Here is a 21,518-nt window from a genome sequence, read left to right as displayed (position 1 = left end):
GCGCGTTACTTGAAGGCGCAGCCGTTCTTCACGCCCAGCTTGCGGAAGATCGAAGCCGCCGGGCAGAGGCCGGTGATCGAGGACTGGATCAGGTTCACGCCGATGAAGACCGTGAACCAGACGAAGTAGGGCGAAACGAAAGTCGTCAGCACGACGCTGAGAAGAACCATCGCGCCAGCGAACATCAGGATGGTGCGGTCAAGGGTCATTTCTTGCTTTCCTCGATGGATGTGTTGTCGCGGCTGATATAGGCGCGAATCAATACACATTCAATATACAGAATGTGTATCACGGCGAATTTCCCGGTGCGTGCTTGAGCGGGATCAATGACGGGTGTTTCATGGCCATGCCATCTGGCCGGGAGAGGAACGCCCATGCCCGAAGCCGTCTTCTGGACGAAGGACCTGACGAAGATCTACGAAACCGGCCCGATCCAGGTGCGGGCCCTCGCCGGCATCTCGCTGGAACTTTTCGCGGGCGAGCTGACGGTCCTTCTCGGCCCCTCCGGATCGGGGAAGTCGACCTTCCTCAACATCCTCGGCGGCCTCGACCGAGCGACGAGCGGCGAAGTCTGGTTCACCGATCACCAGCTCTCGGCGATGAGCGACCGGGAACTCACGCGCTACCGGCGCGACCACGTTGGATTCGTCTTCCAGTTCTACAACCTCGTGGCCTCTCTCACGGCCCGCGAGAACGTCCAGCTCGTCACCGATGTCGCGGCCAATCCGATGCCCGCCGACCAGGCGCTGGAACTCGTCGGTCTCGGCCACCGGATGGACCATTTCCCCGCCGAGCTCTCAGGCGGCGAACAGCAGCGCGTCGCGATCGCGCGGGCCATCGCGAAGCAGCCGGACGTGCTTCTCTGCGACGAACCGACCGGCGCGCTCGACAGCAAGACCGGCGCGACCGTCCTGAAGGCGCTGAAGGATATCAACGACCGCTTCGGCACCACGACCGTGGTCATCACGCACAACGCCGCGATCCGGAAGATGGCGCATCGCGTGATCCGTTTCCATGACGGCAAGATCGGCGAGGTCGAGGTGAACGAAACCCGGCTCGATCCGGCGGAGATCGAATGGTAGGACTGCACGCCCTCGACAAGAAGCTCCTGCGGGATTTCAAGCGGCTGTGGACGCAGGCGCTCGCCATCGCGCTGGTGCTTGCCTGCGGCGTGATGATCCTCCTGACCGCCTTCGGCATGTACCGTGCGCTGGAGGAAACCCGCGCCGCCTACTACGAACGCAACCGCTTCGCGGACATCTTCGCCTCGACGCGCCGCGCGCCGCTGACGCTCATGCCGGAGATCGAGGAGATTCCGGGCATCCTCGTTGCCGAACCGCGCGTTTCGGGCCTCGTGATCCTCGACCTTCCCAACCGGGTCGAGACGGCCGTCGGCCAGGTCCTGTCGCTGCCCGCCTCGGGGGAGCCGCGGCTCAATGTGCCGCTGCTGCGCTCGGGCCGCGCCCCCGACCCGGACGCACCCGACGAGATCATGGTGAACGAACCCTTCGCCGAAGCGAACGGCTACGTTCCCGGCGATACGATCGAAGCCAACCTGAACGGCCGCAAGCGCACGCTGACAATCACAGGAACCGCGCTGTCGCCCGAGTTCATCTACACGCTCGGGCCCGGCGCGATGATGCCGGACAACGAGGGGTTCGGGATCCTGTGGATGCCCGAACGTGCCGCGGCGGCGGCCTTCGACATGACCGGCGCCTTCAACGACCTGTCGCTGACCGTCGCCGCAGGCACGGAGAAGAAGGAGGTTCTCGACAGGCTCGACGCGCTTCTCGAACCCTACGGCGGGATCGGCGCGCAGACGCGCGAAACGCAACAGTCGCACGCCTTCGTCGACGGCGAACTCAAGCAGTTGCGGACCATGTCGATGATCCTGCCGCCGATCTTCTTCGCGATTTCGGCCTTCCTCGTGAACATGGTCATCGGCCGGATCGTCACGCTCGAACGCGAGGAGATCGGGCTTCTGAAGGCCATCGGATATTCCGACATCGAAATCTGTGTCCACTACCTGATGCTCGCGGCGCTGACGGCGGTGCTCGGCATCCTCATCGGCTGGGCGGTGGGTGCCTACCTCGGCGCCGGGCTCGCGCGGCTCTATGCAAGGTTCTTCGACTTCCCCTACCTCATCTTCCGCGTGCCCGTCGCGCCCTATGCGCTCTCGGGCCTTCTGGGCCTCGCCACCGCCGCGCTCGGGGCAATAAGGGCCGCGCTGGCCGCGGCAAGGATGGAGCCTGCGGTGGCGATGCAGCCCCCGGCCCCGCCGCGCTTCTCCCGGTCGCTCTTCGACCGTCTGCTGACCGCACTTCGCCCCTCGCAGCCCGTGATGATGATCCTGCGCAGCCTCGCGCGCTGGCCAGTGCGAACGGCCCTGTCGATCCTCGGCATCGGGTTCTCTGTCTCGATCCTGGTATCGTCCTATTTCTTCGACGACGCGATGGACAAGATGATGGACACCGCCTTCTACCAGTCCAACCGGCAGGACGCCGTGCTGATCTTTCCCCACGACATCCCCGAAGCCGCGCTGGAAGACCTGCGCACGCTGCCGGGGGTGATGCAGATCGAGGGCCAGCAATTCGACGTCGCGGTCCTGCGCAACGGCCACCTGGAAAAGCGCGTTTCCATCGAGGCGCGGCGCTCCGACACCGATCTAAGCCGTGTCGTCGACGGCAAGGGCGGCGTACTGTCGGCGCCCAAGGAAGGCATCATCCTCGCCGACCGCCTGGCACGGCAGCTCAACGTCATTCCCGGCGATACGGTGCAGGTCGACTTCCTGACCGGGCGGCGCGAAAGCTTCGACATCGTCGTTTCGGACACGATCGAAACCTATATCGGGCTCGGCGCCTACATGGACGCCGAGACGCTGAACCGCATGTTCCGCCAGGCGCCCCGGACATCCGTCGCGAACGTCACCGTCGACGAGGCCGCGCTGCCTGCCTTCCACGCAGCCCTGAAGGAGATGCCGACGCTGTCCGGGACCGTCATGCTGAACGACATGCGCCAATCCTTCGAGGACACGATCAACGAGAACGTCGTGATCATGCAGACGATCTACATCACCGTCGCCGCGCTGATCACGATCGGCGTCACCTACAACGGTGCGCGCATCCACCTGTCCGAGCGTGCGCGCGAGCTTGCGAGCCTTCGCATCCTCGGTTTCACCCGCGCCGAAGTTTCCTTCATCCTCGTCGGCGAAAGCATGATCATCGCGATCCTCGCGCAGCCGGTCGGATGGCTCATCGGCATGGGCATCGCCGCCGCCCTCGCTCTGGGCTTCGAAAGCGATCTCTACGCGATACCCTTCGTCATCCAGCCTGCGACCTTCGCCAGGGCCAGTCTGATCGTCCTGGCGACGGCCCTCGCGTCTGCGCTGGTCGTCCGGCGGCGCCTCGATACACTGGACCTCGTCGCGGTGATGAAAACACGGGAGTAACCTCATGGACCTCAAACCCCGCACCGTTGGCTCCGCGATCGTCGGGATCGTCGTCCTGGGAGGACTGTTGTGGTTCGCCTTCCGCACCGAACCCGTCGCGGTCGACCTGGTCGAGGTCGTCCAGGGCCCGATGGAGGTCACCGTGAACGCGGACGGTCGCACCAGGATCCGCGAGGTCTTCGACATCTCGGCTCCGATCGCGGGGACGGCGCGCCGCTCGCCGGTCGAGGTGGGCGACGAGGTGATCGCAGGCGAGACCGTCGTCGCGGTCGTGGAACCGATCGCGCCCTCGTTGCTCGACACCCGCTCCCGCGTTCAGGCCGAGGCCGCGGTTCACGAGGCAGAGGCGGCACTTCGGCTGGCGGAAAGCCAGGTCCGGCAGGCGGAAGAGGAACTCGCCTACGCGCAGAGCCAGTACGACAGGATCAAGACGCTGGTCGAACGCGGCGTTTCCTCGCTCACGCAGCTTGAGGATGCGAGCAAGATCTTGTCGATCCGCGTTGCCACGCGCGAGGCGGCACAATCCTCGGTGGCCATGGCCAGGAGCTCGCTCGAACGCGCACGCGCGGCGTTGATCGAACCGGGCGCCGGGACCGATCCCGGCGGCGAGGCATGTTGCGTGACGCTGCGCGCGCCGATCACGGGGCGCGTGCTTTCCGTGGCGAATGTCTCCGAACACACGGTCACGCCCGGCTCGCCCCTTGTCTCCATCGGTCAGCCAGACAACCTCGAGATCGTGGCCGACCTCCTTTCGGCGGACGCGGTCCGCCTGCCGGCGAACGCCAGGGCGGCGGTCGAACGCTGGGGCGGACCCGAGGCGCTCCGCGCCGAGTTGATGCGCATCGAACCTTCGGCGGTGACGAAGGTCTCCGCCCTCGGGATCGAGGAGCAGCGGGTGGACGCGATCTTCTCCCTCCTCTCGCCGCCCGAGGAGCGGCCTGGCCTTGGAGACCAGTTCGCGGTGTTCCTGCGGATCGTCGTCTGGGAAGCCGACGACGTGGTTCAGGTCCCCCTCTCGGCGCTCTTCCGGCATGGCGGGGAATGGGCTGTTTTCGTGGCCGAGGGCGACACGGCCCGCCTTGCGGATGTGGAAGTCGGCCAAAGGAACGCGCGCACGGCACAGATACTCGCGGGTGTCGAGGCCGGCCAGTCGGTCATCACGCACCCCTCCGACCAGATCACGGACGGCGTCCCTATCACTCTCCGCGAGGAGATGTGAGGCTGCCCCGCGATTGACCTTTCCCCTCGACGCCTCCATGTCGATGGAGTCAAGGAACCGGACGATGGATCTGACATGACGCAAACCCTGCGCCTCAATGTCGAGGGCATGACCTGCGCGTCCTGCACCGCGCGGGTCGAACGCGCCCTCAGGGCCCAGCCCGGCGTTACGGCGGCCTCGGCGAACTTCGCCACGGGCGCGGTCACGGCCGACTTCGACGCCCCGGCCGACCCGGCGGTCCTCGCCGAAGCGGTCCGCTCGGCGGGATACGGCGTCACGGTGGAAACCGCCCGTCTCGACGTCGATGGCATGACCTGCGCCTCCTGCACGGGGAGGGTGGAACGCACGCTCATGGCACAGCCCGGCGTGCTCGCGGCCGAGGTCAACCTGGCGACCAAGGGCGCGACGGTCCGCTATGCGGCGGGAGTGACCTCGCCCACCGAACTCGCGATGGCTGTCGGCAAGGCCGGCTACGAGGCGCGGCCCTCGGCGGATTCCGCCCCCGAGGCGCGGCTCGACCGGGCAGCGGCCGAGATCGCGCGGCTTCGGCGGGATTTCTACCTTTCGGCCGTCCTGTCGCTGCCGGTTGTGGTGCTGGCCATGGGCCCGCACATGTATCCGCCAATGCATCACTGGATCGCCGCGACCATCGGCGAGACGACATCGTGGCTGATCCAGATGGTGCTGACCGCGCTCGTCCTGATCTTCCCTGGCCGGAGGTTCCTGACCATCGGCATCCCCGCGCTCCTCAAGGGCGTACCCGAGATGAACTCCCTCGTCGCGATCGGCGCGCTTGCCGGTTTTGCCTATTCCTCGGTCGCCACGCTCGCGCCCTCGCTACTTCCCGAACACGCGCGCGCCGTCTATTTCGAAGCGGCTGCGGTCATCGTCACGCTGATCCTCCTCGGGCGCCTCCTTGAGGCGCGCGCCAAGGGACAGGCGGGGGAGGCGATCAAGCGTCTCGTCGGGCTCCGCCCAGAGACAGCGACGGTCGAACGACCGGGTGGCTCGGTGGTCATTCCGATCACGGAACTGAGGCCGGGTGACATCGTCCTCCTCTCCCCCGGCGAGCGGGTCGCGGCGGACGGGGTCGTGACCGATGGCGAGACCTGGATCGACGAAAGCATGCTGACCGGCGAACCGGCTCCGGTCGCGAAGCGGCCCGGCGACCCGGTCACCGGCGGCACCGTGAACGGCACCTCGGCGCTGAGCTTCAGGGTCACTGCGGTTGGGGCGGATACCGTCCTTTCCCGCATCGTCCGGATGGTCGAGGACGCGCAGGGCGGCAAGCTGCCGGTCCAGGCGCTGGTGGACCGGATCACGCGCTGGTTCGTGCCGGTGGTGATGACGCTTTCGGCGATCACCTTCCTTCTCTGGCTAGCATTGGGCCCCGCACCCTCGATCACGAACGCGCTGGTCGCGGCGATCTCCGTCCTGATCATCGCCTGCCCCTGCGCGATGGGCCTTGCGACGCCCGTGTCGATCCTCGTGGGCACGGGGCGGGGCGCGGAACTCGGTCTGCTCTATCGCCGCGGCGACGCGCTCCAGCGGCTCGCAGAGACGGGGATCGTCGCGTTCGACAAGACTGGCACCCTGACCGAGGGGACGCCACGCGTCACCGCGATCGCCTGCGCGGATGGCATGGATGAGGCTCGCGTGCTGACGCTCGCTGCCTCGGTCGAGGCGCGGTCCGAACATCCGCTTGCGCGCGCGATCACCGCGGAAGCAGGTTCGCGCGGGCTGATGCTGCTGAAGCCCGCCAGGGTCGCGGCGACGCCCGGCAAGGGCCTGACCGCCGAGGTCGAGGGCACCCGCGTCGTGGTCGGCAACCGCGCGATGCTTGTAGCCGAGGGCATAGACCCCGCTGCCCTCGCTGCAAGGGCGACGGCCTTGGCCGAGGAAGCCATGACGCCCGTCTTCGTGGCGCTCGACGGCAAGGCGGTCGCCATCCTGGGCATCTCGGACCCGGTGAAGCCCGGCGCCCGCGTGGCGATCGAGGCGCTGCACGGCATGGGCCTCAAGACCGCTATGATCTCCGGCGACATGCGCGCGACGGCGGATGCGGTCGCCCGCAGCCTCGGCATCGACCGGGTCGTGGCCGAGGTCCTGCCCGAGGGCAAGGTCGCCGCGCTCGCCACGCTCCGCGAAGACGCAAGCACACTCGCCTTCGTGGGTGACGGGATAAACGATGCCCCGGCGCTGGCCTCGTCCGACGTCGGCCTCGCCATCGGGACAGGAACCGACGTCGCCATAGAATCGGCGGAGGTCGTGCTGATGACCGGCGATCCCGGCGCGGTGTCCGACGCGATCCGGCTGTCGCGCGCGACGATGCGGAACATCCGCCAGAACCTGTTCTGGGCCTTCGGCTACAATGTCGTCCTGATCCCGGTCGCGGCCGGGGTTCTCTATCCGCTGAACGGCCTGCTTCTCTCACCGATGCTCGCGGCCGGAGCGATGGCGCTTTCCTCGGTCTTCGTCGTGACGAACGCGCTCAGGCTCCGCCGCGCGGGGCCATGGCGCGGAGCGGCCTCCTAGGCGGCCGCCCCCCTGAGGTTCAGGCCGCTGCCGGCTCCGGTGGCGGCTCCTTGGCGCCGGTCATGAAGGCCACCGCGTCGGACATCGTGTATTCCTTCGGATCGACGACGCAGAGCCTGCGCCCGAGCCGATGGACATGGATCCTGTCGGCGACTTCGAAGACATGCGGCATGTTGTGGCTGATCAGTATGATCGGGATGCCGCGCGACCGCACGTCGAGGATCAGTTCCAGAACCCGGCGGCTTTCCTTGACGCCAAGGGCCGCGGTCGGTTCGTCGAGGATGATGACCTTCGACCCGAAGGCCGCGGCGCGCGCCACCGCCACGCCCTGACGCTGGCCGCCAGACAGCGTTTCCACCGCCTGATTGATGTTCTGGATCGTCATCAGGCCGAGTTCGGTAAGCTTCTCCCGCGCGAACTGCTCCATCTTCTTGCGGTCGAGCTTGCGGAACCACTTGCCCATGATGCCTTCCTGCCGGATCTCGCGGCCCATGAACATGTTGTCCGCGATGGACAGCGCCGGGCTGACCGCGAGCGTCTGGTAGACGGTCTCGATCCCTGCCTCGCGGGCGTCGATCGGCGAGGAGAAATTGACCCTCTTGCCGTCCAGATAGACCTCGCCCTCGTCCGGGGTCACGGCGCCGCAGAGCGCCTTGATGAGGGTGGACTTGCCGGCGCCGTTGTCCCCGATCACGGCGAGGATTTCGCCCGGCATCAACTCGAAGTCGCAATGGTCCAGGGCGACGACACGGCCGTAGCGCTTGACGAGGTTCTTTGCTGTCAGGATGGGCTGGGTCATGCCGACACCTTTCTGATCCACTGGTCCACGGTCACGGCGGCGATGATCAGCACGCCGATGAGGAGGAAGGTCCACTGCGCATCGGCCCCGGCCATCCTGAGGCCCATTTCGAAAACGCCCACGATCAGTGCGCCGAGGAACATGCCGATGATCGAGCCGCGCCCGCCAAAGAGCGAGATGCCCCCGATCACCACCGCGGTGATCGACTGGATGTTGCCCTGGACCCCTGTCGAGGCGCCGGGCGAGATCGCGCCGAAGCGCCCGATGGCGACCCAGGCGGCAAGACCGCAGAGCAGGCCCGCCAGCGTGTAGACCTGGATCAGGACCCTTTCCGTGTTGACCCCGGCCAGCTCGGCGGCCTCGGCATCGTCGCCCACGGCATAGACATGCCTTCCCCATGCCGTGTGGCGCAACACGTAGGCCATGATTGCGACCAGTACGAGGAAGGCAATCACGCCATATGTAACGCGCGCGTCGCCTATGCGGATGATCTCTCCCCAGAACTGGAGCGCCGGGGCCTCGGCCTCGATGTCCTGGCTGCGGATGGTTTCGTTGCGGGAGTAGATGTAGTTCGCGGCGAGAATGATCTGCCAGGTCCCGAGCGTGACGATGAAGGGCGGCAACTTGACCTTTGCCACCAGCCAGCCGTTGACGAAGCCCATGAAAGTGCCCGCCAGAAGGCCGATGACGATGGAGATCTCGGCCGGAATTCCATACCGGAAGGTGAACTGGCCCATGATCACCGTGATGAAGATCGCCATCGCCCCAACGGAGAGGTCGATGCCCGCAGTCAGGATGACGATGGCCTGAGCGGTGCCGAGGATGCCGACGATACCGATCTGCTGCAGGATGACCGAGAGCGTGTTGACGCGGTAGAAGTTCGGGTTGATCAGACCGAACACGATCACCGCGATGATGATGACGAGCAATGGCACCAGGAACGGATAGCGGTGCAGCTTCTCATGGACGAAGTCCATAAGGCCCTTTCCGTGTTCCTCGAATTCGGCGACCTGCTCCGTCGGACGCGTCTTCACAACGTCCTCGTATCTGTCTGTGTCGGCGGCCATGGGTCCCCTCCCTGGGTGGTCAAGCTTTCATTGACCGAAAAAGGGGCGGGCCGTTGCCCGCCCCTTCCTGCCTGTCATCTTGGTCTCAGGTGACCGTTCCGATCAACCCCAGCAGAGTTCGAGGCCTTCAGCCACGCTGATGGAGGGCACGCCCTCGACCGGCTTGTCAGTGATCAGGGCCACGCCGGTGTCGAAGAAATTCTTGCCGGGGGTGTTCTCCGGCAGGCTGCCGTCGGCGGCAAACTTGGCGATCGCCTCGATGCCCAAGGCGGCCATCTTCAGCGGGTACTGCTGCGAGGTGGCGTCGATCACGCCCGCCTCAACGTCGCGCACGCCGGCGCAGCCGCCGTCGACACCGACCACGATCACGTCATCGGGGTTCGCTCCCATCGCCTTCATGGCTTCCCAACCGCCGGCAGCCGCCGGCTCGTTGATCGCGTAGACCACGTTGACGTCAGGATCGATGGCAAGGAGGTTCTCCATCGCCTTGCGGCCGCCTTCGGGCGAGCCCTGCGTCGTGTCATGTCCGACGATGCGCGGATCGTCCTCGTCGCCCCAACGGTTCGGATCCTTGATGTCGATGCCGAAGCCGGTCATGAAGCCCTGGTCGCGCAGGACGCCGACCGACGGCTGGCTCGGGTCGAGGTCGAGGAAGGCGATCTTGGCGTTGGCCGCTTCGTCGCCGAGGGTGCCGGCGGCCCACTTGCCGATGAGTTCGCCGGCCAGGAAGTTGTCGGTGGCGAAGGTCGCGTCGGCGGCATCGATCGGCTCGAGCGGGGTGTCGAGAGCGATCACCAGAAGGCCCGCATCACGGGCCTGGGTGACAGCCGGAACCACGGCTGCGGACTGCGCCGGCGTGATCAGGATGCCCTTGGCGCCGTTGGCGATGCAGGTTTCGATCGCAGCCACCTGGGCTTCGACGTCCGTGTCGAACTTGCCCGAGAACGAGGAAAGCGTGACGCCGTGCTCGGCAGCGGCGGCTTCGGCGCCTTCTTTCATCTTGACGAAAAACGGGTTGGTTTCGGTCTTGGTGATGAGGCAGGCCGAAACTTCGGCCGAAGCAGCGCCAGCGACCGAGGCGAAAGCGAGTGCGGCAGTGCCGATAAGAAGCTTCTTCACGTGGTGTCCTCCCGTGGATCAATAGACGCGATGCTTGCGCGCACCGCTGTTGCCGCAGGGGCGCCCCCTGCCATGCCCAGACAGAGAAACCGATTCCCGGCTTTGCGTCAAGACTAATTAAATCACTCTGATTTATTATTGACACGAGACCCACTTGCCAGCAGTCTCGGAACCAACGCGTGCCATGGGCCAGTCGGTCCTGAGCATTGATCATGTGAGCGAGATCGTCATGCTGATCGGCATTCCATCCATCCTCGGCCCGGAGTTCCTTTTCGCGCTCCGCTCGATGGGGCATGGCGACGAAATCGCGCTCGTTGACGGGAATTACCCGGCCCAGGAACATGCAAGGCGGCTTGTCCGCGCGGACGGACACGGCATCGAGGCCATTCTCGCCGCGGTCCTCGAGGTCACGCCGCTGGATCTTTCCGTGCCTTGCGCCATCTTCCGCGCCGCGCTCAACAACGACCCCGCGCAGGCCGGCGACATCCACCGCCGCATCGACGCGCTCTGCCGCGATCTCGCACCGGATTTCCCCGTGACGCCGCTGTCTGGCGACGCCTTGTATCCCCGGATTCGCGGCGCTCACACGGTGGTTGCCACGAGCGAGCCGGAACTCTACGCAAATGTCATCCTCAGGAAAGGCGTCATCGCGGCGCGCGTCAGCGGCTGAGGGGGCCAGGACTGAACGATGCCCGATCCCACACTCGATATCCCCGGTTCCGAGGGACTCGCCACGCGAGGCTCGAACCAGGCCGGCATGCGGGCGCATAACGAACGTCTCGTCCTGTCTCTGGTGCGTCAGGGCGGCGAGCTCAGCAAGACCGATATCGCCCAGATGACCGGACTGTCGGCGCAGACCGTCTCTGTCATCATGCGCGGCCTCGAAGCAGAGGGGCTGCTGGTCAAGGGGGAGCCGATCCGGGGCCGGATCGGGCAACCCTCCGTGCCGATGTCGCTCAATGGCGACGGGGCTTTCTTCTTCGGCCTGAAGATCGGGCGCCGCAGCGTCGACCTCGCGCTGGTGGATTTCCTGGGCAACATCCGCGGCTTCCGCCGCCAGGTCTGGTCCTATCCGACACCGGATGCGGTGCTGGATTTCGTGGAGAAGGCGCTGCCAATTCTGAAGGGGGAGTTGCCGAAGAAACTCCAGTCCCGGATCGTCGGCCTCGGCGTGGCCATGCCGTTCCAGCTCTGGAGCTGGATCGAACATGTCGGCGCACCGCAGCACGAAATGGATGCCTGGCGCGTTCGTGACATCCAGTCGGAACTTGCCGCGCTGACGGGCATCGGGGTCCATGTTCAGAACGATGCGACCGCCGCCTGCGGCGCGGAACTCGTATTCGGCACCGGCGAACGGCCGAAGGACTTCCTTTATTTCTACCTCGCCTACTTCATCGGCGGCGGCCTCGTGCTCAACGGTCGGCTTTATACGGGCCGGTCAGGCAACGCCGCAGGCATGGGGCCCATGCCCGTCCCGACCAACAGCGGCGAACCGCGGCGCCTGATCGAGGTGGCAAGCATGTCCGTCCTCGCGCGCGACCTTGAGAAAGCAGGCGAGGATGCCCGGCAGCTCTGGGAGACCCCGGACTGGACAGTGAAGAACTCCGAGGTTCTTGACCGCTGGTTGACCGAGGCCGCGAACGGGCTTGCCCATGCAAGCCTTTCGGCCACGACACTCCTCGAACTCCACAGCATCCTGATAGATGGCTGGGTTCCGTCCGAGGTGCGGGCCGAGATCACGCGGCGCACGCACGATGCATTCCACAAGCTCGATCTGTCGGGCATCGAGCCGCCGGTGATCCGCGAGGGAACGGTCGGCCCCCAGGCCCGCGTTCTCGGCGCCGCGGCCATACCGCTTGCGATGCGCTACCTCACGGAAACCGGCGTCTCCTGACACGGCCTCCGTCCCCGTTGAGCGATCGGGACCGAAGTGAGGTCATTCGAAATCACATCGATTCGGGCAGGTAGATGTCCTGCTTCATGAAGACCTGCCCGGGAAGGTCGGACGGGCCGGCGCCGGCGACGCGGATCATCTGGCCGACAAGTTCCCGGCATAGCTCCGGCAATGGCGTACCGTTCACCATCGTCACGAAGCCGTCGGCAAGCCCGGCAGAGGACTCGGGCGTGAGTTCGTTCACGATCAACACGACCTCGCCCGGCTCCCGCGCTTCGCGAACGGCGGCGATTGCTCCTTCCATCCCACCGCCGGCGATGTAGATGCCACGCACCGTTGGATGACGCCGCAGCATGTCCAGCGTCGCTTCGTAAGTGAGTTGCCTCGTTTCGAGGTTCACCAATGTGTCCAGCACCTCGAACTGGGGCGCCGCCTCGCGGAAGTAGCTGCGGAAACCCGCTTCGCGCAGTTCGTGCCCATGCCAGCGGTGCCCGCCCACGAACAGGGCCACCTTGCCAGGGCCACGCGCCGCCGTCGCGATCATCCACGCCGAGACCCGGCCGACCTTCAGGTTGTTCAAGCCTATGTAGCCTTCGCGGACACCTTGAGCGAAATCCGAAAGGAGCGCGAAGCAGGGAATGCCGCGCGCCTTCAGTTCGCTGACCGCGGCAGTGATTGCCGGATGGTTGACCGCCGTAGCCGCCACGACCTCCGCCTTGTCGGCCATCGCGAGCAGGAGCTCCGCCGTCTCGCTTGGCGACTGGGAGGCGGAGAAGTCGATCTGCAGCTGCGTCCGAACGCCGGAAGCGGATTTCGCTGCCGCCGCAATCTCTCGCGCGAACGACTGATAGAACGCCTGCCGCTCCTTGTGCAGCACGAACCCCATGCGGATTTCGGGCATCTCGATCTTCAGGCGCTGTTCGATCAGCGCGGCGGCATGGTATCCGACCTCGCGCGCCGCCTCGTAGACGCGCCGCGCGGTATCCTCCCGGACACGTTCACGCCCGTTCAGAACCCGGTCCACCGTCGCGACGCTGACGCCCGCTTCTCGCGCCACATCGGCAATTGTCGGCCTTCGCGCCATCCCGCCTATTCCGATGCTTTTTCGTCATTTTCGGCCATCATTCCTGATGGTTTTTGACGAATAATGCAAGCCCGCCTGTTGGTGCGACAACAGGTCGCCGGTATGTTGCCCCATCACTTTTTTTCGGGAGGACGCGCGATGGGAAAGCGGGACTACAGTCTTTTGGGTGAGGACGCGAAGCGTGCCGTCGAAACCGGTCTCGCCGCAGCCGAATGGTACCATACGGAAGTGCCGCGAAAGGTCATGAAAGAGTTGATGCAGCGCTCCGACCGGCCGGCGATCCGCGACACGATCATCCTCTACGGCTCCATGATCGTCCTTGCCGGCATCGGCATCTGGCTCTGGCCGTCGCTGTGGTCCGCTCCCTTCTGGCTGGCTTATGGCGTTCTCTACGGCTCTGCCTCGGATTCGCGCTGGCATGAATGCAGCCACGGCACGGCATTCCGCACCCCCTGGATGAACAACGTGGTCTACGAGATCGCGTCGTTCATGATCATGCGCAACTCCGCCACCTGGCGCTGGAGCCACGCCCGCCACCACACCGACACCTACATCGTCGGCCGCGACCCCGAGATCGCCGTGATGCGCCCCCCGGTGCTCATGAAGCTGATCGGCAACTTCTTCGGTGTCTTCGACGTCTGGGCGTTCTTCAAGCGCACCTTCCACAACGCCTTCATCGGCGTGCACCCGGAGGAAAGGGCCTTCGTGCCGGAATCGGAATGGCCGAAGGTGGTGCGTGTCGCCCGGATTCACCTTGCTATCTATGCAGCCACCGTCGGCCTCGCGCTCTGGATGGGCTCGATCCTGCCGCTGATGGTCATCGGCCTGCCGCGCCTCTATGGCGCCTGGCACCATGTGATGACGGGCCTCATCCAGCACGGCGGGCTCGCCGACAACGTGGTCGACCACCGGCTGAACAGCCGCACCTGCTACATGAACCCGATCTCTCGGTTCATCTACTGGAACATGAACTACCATGTGGAGCACCACATGTTCCCGATGGTGCCCTACCACGCGCTGCCGCGGCTGCACGAGGTGATCAAGCACGACCTTCCCGTGCCCAACAAGTCGATCGCCGCTGCCTACCGCGAGATGTGGCCCGCCTGGATGCGGCAACTCAAGTACGAGGACTACTTCCTCAAGCGCCAACTGCCGGCGACCGCAAAGCCCTACCGCGAGGATTTCCACGCGAGCGCGCTTGGCGCGGCGGGCTGAAAGAACAGACAGCAAGACAAGGAGACGCGATCATGAGTGAATGGGTGGATGCCTGCTCGACCGATGACATCGACGAAGAGGATCTGATCCGCTTCGACCACGGCGGGCGGACCTTCGCGATCTATCACAGCCCGGACGGTGAATTCTTCTGCACGGACGGGGTCTGCACGCATGAAAAGGTCCACCTGTCCGGCGGGCTGGTCATGGACTACGTGATCGAATGCCCCAAGCATAACGGGCAGTTCGACTACCGCACCGGCGAGGCCGTCCGCGCGCCGGTCTGCGTGAACCTCAAGACCTATGCGACCAAGGTCCAAGGCGACCGCGTGCTTATCCAGATCTGAAGGACCGGCTCGTCGCCGGCAGCACCGGCGGTGAGCCAGCCCCTCACTCCCGCGCGCGCAGGACCTGCGCCGGCCGCGCGGCAAGCGGCCTCAGCGTGAAGAGAAGCCCCGCGACCAAGGTCGCAAGCGCTCCGCCGAGGATGATCGCCAGAGCCGAGACGGGCTCGAACCGGAACGAGGTCTCCATCACGAACGTCATCACCGCCCATCCGGCCGTAGCGCCCGCGAGGATCGCAACCATCCCCGCCGCCATTCCCATCATCGCCGAACGCGCGGCGAAGGACAGCAGCACCTGCCGCCGCGTGGCGCCGAGCGTCTTCAGGACAGCGGCCTCGCGGACCCGCGCCCTCTCGCCCGCCGCCGCCGCGCCGATGAGCACCACGAAACCGGTCAGAAGCGTCGCCCCGGCCGCCAGCGCCGTTGCCCGCGCGATGGCCGTCAGCGCCTCCGTCACCCGCGCGATCGCGTCCTTGACGCGGATCGCAGTGATGTTCGGATAGGCGCTCGCAAGGTCCCTGAGGATCGGCGCCTCTGCACTCTCCTCGGCATAGACGGTGGCGATATGCGTATGCGGCGCGCCAGACAGCGCCGAGGGGTTCATCGCCATAACGAAGCCGATCCCGGCGGTGGAGAAATCAACCTGCCGAAAACTTTCGACCTGCGCCTCGATATCGCGGCCGAGGATGTTCACTGTAAGCATGTCGCCCAGCCTCAGCCCGATCTCCTCCGCCTCCTCGGCCGAGAAACTCACCAGGGGCGGACCGTCGTAGTCCTCGGGCCACCATTCGCCGGCAGTCAGCGTCGTGTTCGCGGGAAGTCCGGCGGAATAGGTCACCCCCCGGTCTCCCCGCACCACCCAGTGCCCGCCCGCGACCTCGTGCGCCGGGCGGCCGTTGATCCGCGTGATGACGCCACGCAGCATCGGCGCGCTTTCGACCCTGGACACGGCCGGATCGGTCAGGAGACGTTCGCGGAACCCTTCGATCTGGTCGTTCTGGATATCCACGAAGAAATAGGAGGGCGCCACCTTCGGCAGGTCCTGGTCTATCGCCGCGCGCAGGTTCCAGTCGATCTGCCCGACCGTCGCCAGGACCGACAGTCCAAGGCCCAGCGACAGGATGACCGAGGTCGCCTCCTCTCTCGGCCCGCCGATCGCTGCAAACGCGGCCCGCAACGCCGGCCGACCCCGCGCCCGGCGCGAGAGCCGCCGCGCCAGCCACCGCAGCCCCGACGCGGCCAGCGCAAGCGCGGCGAGCGCCGCGATCACGCCACCCGCCGTGCTGAGCGTCAGTTCCGGAAGACCGGAAAACCAGATCGCGGCCGACACGAGCGCGCCAAGAATGAGGATCAGTGCCGCGCCGACGAAGCCCCTTGGTCTCTCCCGCCGCCCGGGCCCCAGATCGCGGAACAGAGCTGCGGCCCTGACGCCCCGCGTCCGCGAGAGAGGCCACAGCGTGAACAGCGCCGCCGTCAGCGTGCCATAAAGGGCTGCTTCGGCCAGCGCGCCGGGTGCGAGGCCGAGCGCGATGGGAAACGGCATCCGCGCCTCGATCGCGGGCGCCAGAAACAGCGGCAGTCCCGCACCCAGCGCAAGACCCAGCGCAATGCCCAAGGCCGTGAGCGCGCCTATCTGGATCAGATAGACCGCGAGGATCGTGTTCCCCTCCGCGCCCAGCGCCTTCAGGACCGCGATGGTCTCGGTCTTGCCTTCCAGATAGGCCCGCACCGCGGCGGAGATCCCGACGCCCCCGACCGCCAGCCCCGCGAGGCCCACCAGCACGAGGAACGACCCCATCCGCTCCACGAACCGCTCGGCGCCGGGCGCCGCCCGCCGCCGGTCCTGCCACCGCATGCCCTTGTCGGTGAAGGCCGCCTCCGCCTCGCGCTGAATCGTTCCGATGTCCGCGCCCTCCGCCAATGTCAGCCTGTAAGCCGTCTCGAACAGGGTCCCCGGCTCCAGCAGCGCCGAGTCCGCGAGGTCCGCGGTCCGCACGAGTGTCCGAGGCCCAAGGCCGAAGCCCCCGGTCGCGCTGTCAGGTTCCCGCACCAGCCGCGCGCGCAATTCGAATTCAGCCAGACCCAGCCGGAACCTGTCGCCGATTTCGAGACCCAGCCGGTCCACGAGCACCCTGTCCATCACCGCGCCTCCGGCCCGGAGCGCCTCCGTGACCGTGATCGGCGGGTCGAGTTCCACCGCGCCGACAAGCGGATAGGCATCGTCCACGGCCTTCACCTGCGTCAGCGCCCGCTCGGCCGCCTCCCCGTCCCCGACGACCGCCATGGACCGGAAATCGACGATCTCGGAAACCTCGAGCGCCCGCTCCTCCATCCACGCCCGCTCCTCGGGAGACGCGTAGCGGTAAGTGAACTCCATCTGCGCGTCCCCACCCAGAAGGACCGCGCCCTGCTCGGACAGCCCCGTGCGGATCGCCTCCCGAAGCGTCCCGACCGCGGCGATCGCCGCGACGCCCAGCATCAGGCAGATGAGGAACACTGCGAAACCGCCGAGGCTTCCGCGCATCTCGGCGCGGGCAATCCGGGCGGGAAGAGGCATCCTCACGCTTCGCCCTCCAGTTGACCGGCGTGCAGCCGCACCACCCGGTCGCAGCGCGCCGCCAGTTCCGGCGCGTGGGTCACGAGGACGAGTGTCGCGCCGTGCCGGTCGCGCAGGTCGAACAGCAAGTCCATGATCGCCGTTCCGTTCGCCGCGTCGAGGTTCCCCGTCGGCTCGTCCGCCAGAAGGATCGCCGGCCGGGGCGCCACCGCTCGGGCAAGCGCCACGCGCTGCTGCTCGCCCCCGGACAGCTGCGCCGGGTAATGCCCCATCCGCTGGTCAAGCCCGACTGCGGCAAGCTCCGTCTCCGCCCGCCCGAAGGCATCCGGAACCCCCGCGAGTTCCAGTGGAAGCGCCACGTTCTCCAGCGCCGTCATGGTGGGAATCAGGTGGAAGGACTGGAAAACGATGCCCATATTCCCCCTGCGGAAGCGGGCCAGCGCGTCCTCGTCCATCGACGTGAGATTCTGCCCCAGGGCGCGGATCTCGCCCGAGGTCGCGCGTTCGAGCCCGCCCATGAGCATGAGGAGCGAGGACTTGCCCGAACCCGATGGCCCCACCAGCCCGAGGCTTTCGCCACGCCGAACGTCGAGCGTGATTTCCCGAAGCACTTCGACGGGACCTGCATTGCCCTCCAGCACCAGCCCCGTCCGCCGCAGTGTCAGAACCGCCTCACTCATCCCGCTCGCCCTTCGTTTCCTCGCCTCTTCGGGATATGGCGCGGCCCGGCGGCTCCGCAACCTCTCTCTCGCGTTCCTCGTATCCGTCACGCCGGCCCTGGCCGATCCTCTGACGCTCGTCGCGCTTGGCGACAGCCTCACGCAAGGCTACGGCCTGCCGGAAGGCGAGGGCCTCGTTCCACAGCTTCAGGCATGGCTCACCGAAAGGGGCGAGGACGTCACCGTGGTGAATGCCGGCGTGTCCGGCGACACGACGGCCGGCGGCGCCGCCCGCATCGACTGGACGCTGACCGACGACGTCGACGCGCTCATGATCGCGCTCGGCGGCAACGACGTTTTGCGCGGCCTCCCGCCCGCCGAGGCGCGGGCGAACCTGACGGCGATGCTCGAAGCAGCGGCGGCGCACGGCCTGCCCGTCCTGCTCGTCGGGATAGCGGCGCCGGGGAACTACGGACCCGACTACAAGGCCGAGTTCGAGGCGATATATCCCGACCTCGCGGCCCGGTACGGCGCGATCCTCTTCGACAATCTCCTTGCCCCTCTCACCGAACGGGATGACGGGGCCGCGACGCTGCGCGACCTCATGCAAACGGACGGCATCCATCCCAATGCCGCCGGCGTCGCCATGATCGTCGAGGCGCTGGGGCCCCATGTTCTGGAATTGCTGAAAATCACGAAAGAGCGCGATCCTGCCTGATCCCGGCGTGTTTTTCCGGCCGCAACCATCCCTGCAGGAGGTAGGGATCTAAGGGCCAAGCTGGGGCCCCGGCGCGTCCGGATTGATGAACTCGGCCTCGATCTGGACCTGCACGGCATCCCCGAGGCCGAGCGTCGTGCCCGGCTCCGGCAACCCGAGGCTCATCCCGAAATGCGACCGGAAGATCGTTCCCGAAGCGGAGAACCCGATGCGCGCACCGCCGGGGTCCGCAGGGTGTCCAGCATAGCCGCCATTGTACTTCACGCGCAGCGTTATCTCGCGTGTCACGCCGTGCAGGGTCAGGAAACCGCGCACGGCCGCGCGATCGGGCGCGGTCAGCCGGATCGAGGTGCTTTCGAACGTGATCTCGGGGAACTGTCCGGCATCCAGGAAATCCGGCCCAGCCAGCAATGCGTTGAAATTGAAGGTTGGGTCCGGGTAGTGCGTCTCGATCGATGCTGGATCGACCGTGGCGCGAAGCATCATCGCCTCCGGGTCCTCCGGGTCGAAGACCAACTCCGCGTCGAGCCTCGTGAAGAGCGCGGTGTAGTTGGAGAACCCCAGGTGGCTCACCTTGAAGATCACCCGCGCATAGTCCGGGTCGAGCTTGTAGACCCCCGCCGGCGCCTGCGTCGGCACGGGCCTGATCTCGGCCGACACCGGCAGCGCGAGGAACGCGCAGAGGGCAGCGGCGAGGCGGCGGAAGGTCATCGGCACCTCCGGGTTCATTGCCCCGGATGGTCCGGCCCCGCCGCACCCCTGTCAACCAACACACCCGCGATCACCAGCGGATGCCCATCCTCAGCGCGTCGTAGATACCCGCGTGGACGTTCCGCGCCGCCACCGCATCGCCGATCCGGTAAAGCGTGAAGGAACCCGCCGCGTTCTTCACCGGAAAGATATCGCCTTCCGCCGTGAGCGCCGCGTAGTCGACCACGCCGAGGTTCCGCGACAAGGGCTTCAGCGCGAAGTACAGGTCCTGCATGGGCGAGGTCCCGTGCTCCGCCACGACGCGGTCCACGCGGCGCTCCTCGCTCCAGCCGGTGGCGAAGTCCGAGCCCATCACCGCGACAAGTTCATTGCCCTCCCGCCGCACGGCCGTGACGCGGGTGTTCACCGTCACGCGCACGCCGCATTCGTGGAAGGCCCGCATGTAGGGAACGTGGTTCAGCCCCCCCATGTCCGGCGCAAGCGTCCGTTCGGGCGTCACCAGTTCCACCTCGGCCCCGCCCCGGGCTGCGATCTCGGCCGCCGTCATTCCGGCATGCCCGCCGCCATCGTCGTAGACGAGGATCCGCCCCGACGGCTTGACTTCGCCGCTGATCAGGTCCCAGCTCGTCGTCACGTTCTGGACGCCGTCCATCTCCGGCAATTGCGGCAGACCGCCCGTGGCGATCACCACGACGTCGGGCGACAGACCCGTGACGTCCTCTGCCTCCGCGAAGACGTTGTACCGAACCTCCACGCCCAACCGCTCGAGTTCCCCGAGTCGCCAGTCCACAATCCCGATCATCTCGCGCCGACGCGGGTTCTGGGTCAGCAGGTTCACCTGCCCCCCGGCGCGGTCAGACGCTTCAAGGACCGTTACCCGGTGGCCACGCTCACCCGCGACCCGCGCCGCTTCGAGCCCCGCAGGACCCGCGCCTACCACGACGACGCGTTTCGGCGTCTCCGCTTGCGGGATCGCGTGCGGCAACCGCGCCTCCCGCCCGGTCGATGGGTTGTGGATGCAGAGCGCCTCTCCGCCCTCGTAGATCCGATCGAGGCAATAGGTCGCCCCCACGCAGGGACGGATGCGGTCCTCCGCCCCCGCCATGACCTTTCGGACGATATGCGGGTCCGCGATATGGGCCCGCGTCATCCCGACCATGTCGAGTTTGCCGGACGCGATCGCATACCGCGCCGTCGCCACGTCTGGAATGCGCGCGGCGTGGAAGACGGGAAACCTGGTCGCCGCCCTGACCTCGCCCGCGAAATCGAGATGCGGGGCGGAGGCCATGCCCTGTATCGGGATCACCTTCGTCAGTTCCGCATCCGTCTCGACGCGTCCCCGGATCAGGTTGATGAAGTCGAACTTCCCCGAGGCTGCGACCCGCCGCGCGATCTCCACGCCTTCTTCCTTCGACAGGCCCTTATCCCAGACCTCGTCCGCGACCATCCTTATGCCGACGATGAACTCCTGCCCCACCGCGCTGCGGATGGCGTCGATGACTGACCATGTGAAGCGCAACCGGTTGTCGAGCGAGCCGCCCCATTCATCCGTCCGCCGGTTCGTTGCCGGCGACCAGAAGGCGTCCATCAGATGGCCGTAGGCCTCGAGTTCGATCCCGTCGAGCCCGGCTTCCTGCATCCGCTGAGCCGCTGCCGCGTAATCCGCGATGATGCGCTCGATGTCCCAGTCCTCTGCCTCCTTCGGGAAGGCGCGGTGCGCGGGTTCCCGGATCGGGGATGGCGAAAGCACCGGAAGCCAGTCCCCCTTGCTCCACCCCGTCCGGCGGCCGAGATGGGTGAGCTGGATCATGACCTTGCAGTCATGCTCGTGGCAGTCCTCCACGATCCGCTTCATGAGCGGAACGATCTCGTCCCTGTAGGCGTGAAGGTTGCCGAAGGCCTCCGGACTGTCCTGCGATACGATCGCCGACCCCGCCGTCATTGTGAGCGCCAGCCCGCCGCGCGCTTTCTCGCGGTGATAGAGCCGGTAACGGTCCTTTGGCAGACCGTCCTCGGCGTAGGAAGGTTCATGCGAGGTCGACATCACCCGGTTCTTCAGAGTGAGGTGCTTCAGCCGGAAGGGCTGCAGTAGGGGATCATTGGACATGGGCGAGGGCCTCCTGACTCCCCCGATCCTGAAAGAGCGATTCCA

The 21,518-nt window shown here is 66.5% G+C and carries 19 protein-coding genes; 9 read left to right on the top strand and 10 right to left on the bottom strand.

Annotated features, from left to right (window positions below; all coding sequences use genetic code 11):
• Positions 1-5: 5 nt before the first annotated feature.
• Together ABCN56_RS11250 and ABCN56_RS11245 are read right to left on the bottom strand one after the other, a co-directional pair.
• Positions 6-209, bottom strand: coding sequence for a YgaP family membrane protein (locus ABCN56_RS11250; protein ID WP_343080883.1), 204 nt, complete (start codon positions 207-209; stop codon positions 6-8).
• Positions 206-376 (bottom strand): hypothetical protein, encoded by a 171-nt coding sequence (locus ABCN56_RS11245; protein WP_343080882.1) that lies wholly within the window; start codon positions 374-376, stop codon positions 206-208. The genes ABCN56_RS11250 and ABCN56_RS11245 overlap by 4 nt, the downstream gene beginning before the upstream one ends.
• Between ABCN56_RS11245 and ABCN56_RS11240 the strand changes: the two genes are divergently transcribed.
• From ABCN56_RS11240 to ABCN56_RS11225, 4 genes are all read left to right on the top strand, one after another.
• A complete protein-coding gene (locus ABCN56_RS11240; protein WP_343080881.1) occupies positions 375-1,082 on the top strand; it encodes an ABC transporter ATP-binding protein in 708 nt (235 codons plus the stop codon). The genes ABCN56_RS11245 and ABCN56_RS11240 overlap by 2 nt on opposite strands.
• Positions 1,076-3,448 (top strand): ABC transporter permease, encoded by a 2,373-nt coding sequence (locus tag ABCN56_RS11235; protein ID WP_343080880.1) that lies wholly within the window; start codon positions 1,076-1,078, stop codon positions 3,446-3,448. The genes ABCN56_RS11240 and ABCN56_RS11235 overlap by 7 nt, the downstream gene beginning before the upstream one ends.
• 4 nt (positions 3,449-3,452) lie before the next feature.
• Positions 3,453-4,667 (top strand): efflux RND transporter periplasmic adaptor subunit, encoded by a 1,215-nt coding sequence (locus ABCN56_RS11230; RefSeq protein ID WP_343080879.1) that lies wholly within the window; start codon positions 3,453-3,455, stop codon positions 4,665-4,667.
• 75 nt (positions 4,668-4,742) lie between these two features.
• Entirely contained in the window at positions 4,743-7,202 is a 2,460-nt protein-coding gene (locus tag ABCN56_RS11225) for a heavy metal translocating P-type ATPase (protein WP_343080878.1), read from the top strand.
• Positions 7,203-7,221: 19 nt separating this feature from the next.
• Here the strand turns inward: ABCN56_RS11225 and ABCN56_RS11220 are convergent, their stop codons facing one another.
• The 3 genes from ABCN56_RS11220 to ABCN56_RS11210 form a co-directional block, all read right to left on the bottom strand.
• Positions 7,222-8,001 carry an ATP-binding cassette domain-containing protein gene (locus ABCN56_RS11220; protein ID WP_343080877.1) on the bottom strand — a complete coding sequence of 260 codons (780 nt, stop codon included), beginning with the start codon at positions 7,999-8,001 and terminating at the stop codon, positions 7,222-7,224.
• Entirely contained in the window at positions 7,998-9,068 is a 1,071-nt protein-coding gene (locus ABCN56_RS11215) for an ABC transporter permease (protein ID WP_343080876.1), read from the bottom strand. Before ABCN56_RS11215 ends, ABCN56_RS11220 begins: the two co-directional genes overlap by 4 nt.
• A 102-nt stretch (positions 9,069-9,170) precedes the next feature.
• Positions 9,171-10,187, bottom strand: a complete 1,017-nt coding sequence (locus ABCN56_RS11210; protein ID WP_343080875.1) for a substrate-binding domain-containing protein — start codon at positions 10,185-10,187, stop codon at positions 9,171-9,173.
• 214 nt (positions 10,188-10,401) lie between these two features.
• On the opposite strand from ABCN56_RS11210, the gene ABCN56_RS11205 reads away from it, so the two are divergent.
• Positions 10,402-10,857: an RbsD/FucU family protein gene (locus ABCN56_RS11205; RefSeq protein WP_343080874.1), complete on the top strand. Its 456-nt coding sequence runs from the start codon at positions 10,402-10,404 to the stop codon at positions 10,855-10,857.
• An 18-nt stretch (positions 10,858-10,875) separates the two neighbouring features.
• Complete coding sequence (locus tag ABCN56_RS11200) at positions 10,876-12,081, top strand: ROK family transcriptional regulator (protein ID WP_343080873.1); 1,206 nt, start codon at positions 10,876-10,878, stop codon at positions 12,079-12,081.
• Between the two features lie 52 nt (positions 12,082-12,133).
• On the opposite strand, the gene ABCN56_RS11195 is transcribed toward ABCN56_RS11200, so the two are convergent.
• Positions 12,134-13,138, bottom strand: a complete 1,005-nt coding sequence (locus ABCN56_RS11195) for a LacI family DNA-binding transcriptional regulator (RefSeq protein ID WP_343080872.1) — start codon at positions 13,136-13,138, stop codon at positions 12,134-12,136.
• Between the two features lie 165 nt (positions 13,139-13,303).
• Between ABCN56_RS11195 and ABCN56_RS11190 the strand changes: the two genes are divergently transcribed.
• Both ABCN56_RS11190 and ABCN56_RS11185 read left to right on the top strand, forming a co-directional pair.
• Complete coding sequence (locus ABCN56_RS11190; protein WP_343080871.1) at positions 13,304-14,380, top strand: fatty acid desaturase family protein; 1,077 nt, start codon at positions 13,304-13,306, stop codon at positions 14,378-14,380.
• A 32-nt stretch (positions 14,381-14,412) separates the two neighbouring features.
• Positions 14,413-14,724: a MocE family 2Fe-2S type ferredoxin gene (locus ABCN56_RS11185; RefSeq protein ID WP_343080870.1), complete on the top strand. Its 312-nt coding sequence runs from the start codon at positions 14,413-14,415 to the stop codon at positions 14,722-14,724.
• 43 nt (positions 14,725-14,767) lie between these two features.
• Here ABCN56_RS11185 and ABCN56_RS11180 read toward each other — a convergent pair whose 3' ends face one another.
• On the bottom strand, positions 14,768-17,278 hold the full coding sequence (locus tag ABCN56_RS11180; protein WP_343081486.1) for an ABC transporter permease: 2,511 nt from the start codon (positions 17,276-17,278) through the stop codon (positions 14,768-14,770).
• A gap of 2 nt (positions 17,279-17,280) precedes the next feature.
• Positions 17,281-17,958 carry an ABC transporter ATP-binding protein gene (locus ABCN56_RS11175; protein ID WP_343080869.1) on the bottom strand — a complete coding sequence of 226 codons (678 nt, stop codon included), beginning with the start codon at positions 17,956-17,958 and terminating at the stop codon, positions 17,281-17,283.
• Here ABCN56_RS11175 and ABCN56_RS11170 point away from each other — a divergent pair.
• Complete coding sequence (locus ABCN56_RS11170; RefSeq protein WP_425466097.1) at positions 17,906-18,655, top strand: arylesterase; 750 nt, start codon at positions 17,906-17,908, stop codon at positions 18,653-18,655. The two genes, ABCN56_RS11175 and ABCN56_RS11170, sit on opposite strands and share 53 nt — an antisense overlap.
• A 48-nt stretch (positions 18,656-18,703) precedes the next feature.
• Here ABCN56_RS11170 and ABCN56_RS11165 read toward each other — a convergent pair whose 3' ends face one another.
• On the bottom strand, positions 18,704-19,366 hold the full coding sequence (locus tag ABCN56_RS11165; protein WP_343080868.1) for a YceI family protein: 663 nt from the start codon (positions 19,364-19,366) through the stop codon (positions 18,704-18,706).
• Between the two features lie 70 nt (positions 19,367-19,436).
• On the bottom strand, positions 19,437-21,473 hold the full coding sequence (locus tag ABCN56_RS11160; RefSeq protein ID WP_343080867.1) for an oxidoreductase: 2,037 nt from the start codon (positions 21,471-21,473) through the stop codon (positions 19,437-19,439).
• Positions 21,474-21,518: the final 45 nt, after the last annotated feature.

Source organism: Ostreiculturibacter nitratireducens, from assembly GCF_032670585.1.
Taxonomy (GTDB): domain Bacteria; phylum Pseudomonadota; class Alphaproteobacteria; order Rhodobacterales; family Rhodobacteraceae; genus Ostreiculturibacter; species Ostreiculturibacter nitratireducens.
This window is presented reverse-complemented; position numbering and strand designations above follow the sequence as displayed.

Bases quoted from the DNA above. Each gene is read 5' to 3' on its own strand.
- ABCN56_RS11250 (WP_343080883.1), bottom strand. From the start codon at position 209: ATGACCCTTGACCGCACCATCCTGATGTTCGCTGGCGCGATGGTTCTT.
- ABCN56_RS11240 (WP_343080881.1), top strand. From the start codon at position 375: ATGCCCGAAGCCGTCTTCTGGACGAAGGACCTGACGAAGATCTACGAA.
- ABCN56_RS11245 (WP_343080882.1), bottom strand. From the start codon at position 376: ATGGGCGTTCCTCTCCCGGCCAGATGGCATGGCCATGAAACACCCGTC.
- ABCN56_RS11235 (WP_343080880.1), top strand. From the start codon at position 1,076: ATGGTAGGACTGCACGCCCTCGACAAGAAGCTCCTGCGGGATTTCAAG.
- ABCN56_RS11230 (WP_343080879.1), top strand. From the start codon at position 3,453: ATGGACCTCAAACCCCGCACCGTTGGCTCCGCGATCGTCGGGATCGTC.
- ABCN56_RS11225 (WP_343080878.1), top strand. From the start codon at position 4,743: ATGACGCAAACCCTGCGCCTCAATGTCGAGGGCATGACCTGCGCGTCC.
- ABCN56_RS11220 (WP_343080877.1), bottom strand. From the start codon at position 8,001: ATGACCCAGCCCATCCTGACAGCAAAGAACCTCGTCAAGCGCTACGGC.
- ABCN56_RS11215 (WP_343080876.1), bottom strand. From the start codon at position 9,068: ATGGCCGCCGACACAGACAGATACGAGGACGTTGTGAAGACGCGTCCG.
- ABCN56_RS11200 (WP_343080873.1), top strand. From the start codon at position 10,876: ATGCCCGATCCCACACTCGATATCCCCGGTTCCGAGGGACTCGCCACG.
- ABCN56_RS11190 (WP_343080871.1), top strand. From the start codon at position 13,304: ATGGGAAAGCGGGACTACAGTCTTTTGGGTGAGGACGCGAAGCGTGCC.
- ABCN56_RS11185 (WP_343080870.1), top strand. From the start codon at position 14,413: ATGAGTGAATGGGTGGATGCCTGCTCGACCGATGACATCGACGAAGAG.
- ABCN56_RS11180 (WP_343081486.1), bottom strand. From the start codon at position 17,278: ATGCCTCTTCCCGCCCGGATTGCCCGCGCCGAGATGCGCGGAAGCCTC.
- ABCN56_RS11175 (WP_343080869.1), bottom strand. From the start codon at position 17,958: ATGAGTGAGGCGGTTCTGACACTGCGGCGGACGGGGCTGGTGCTGGAG.
- ABCN56_RS11165 (WP_343080868.1), bottom strand. From the start codon at position 19,366: ATGACCTTCCGCCGCCTCGCCGCTGCCCTCTGCGCGTTCCTCGCGCTG.
- ABCN56_RS11160 (WP_343080867.1), bottom strand. From the start codon at position 21,473: ATGTCCAATGATCCCCTACTGCAGCCCTTCCGGCTGAAGCACCTCACT.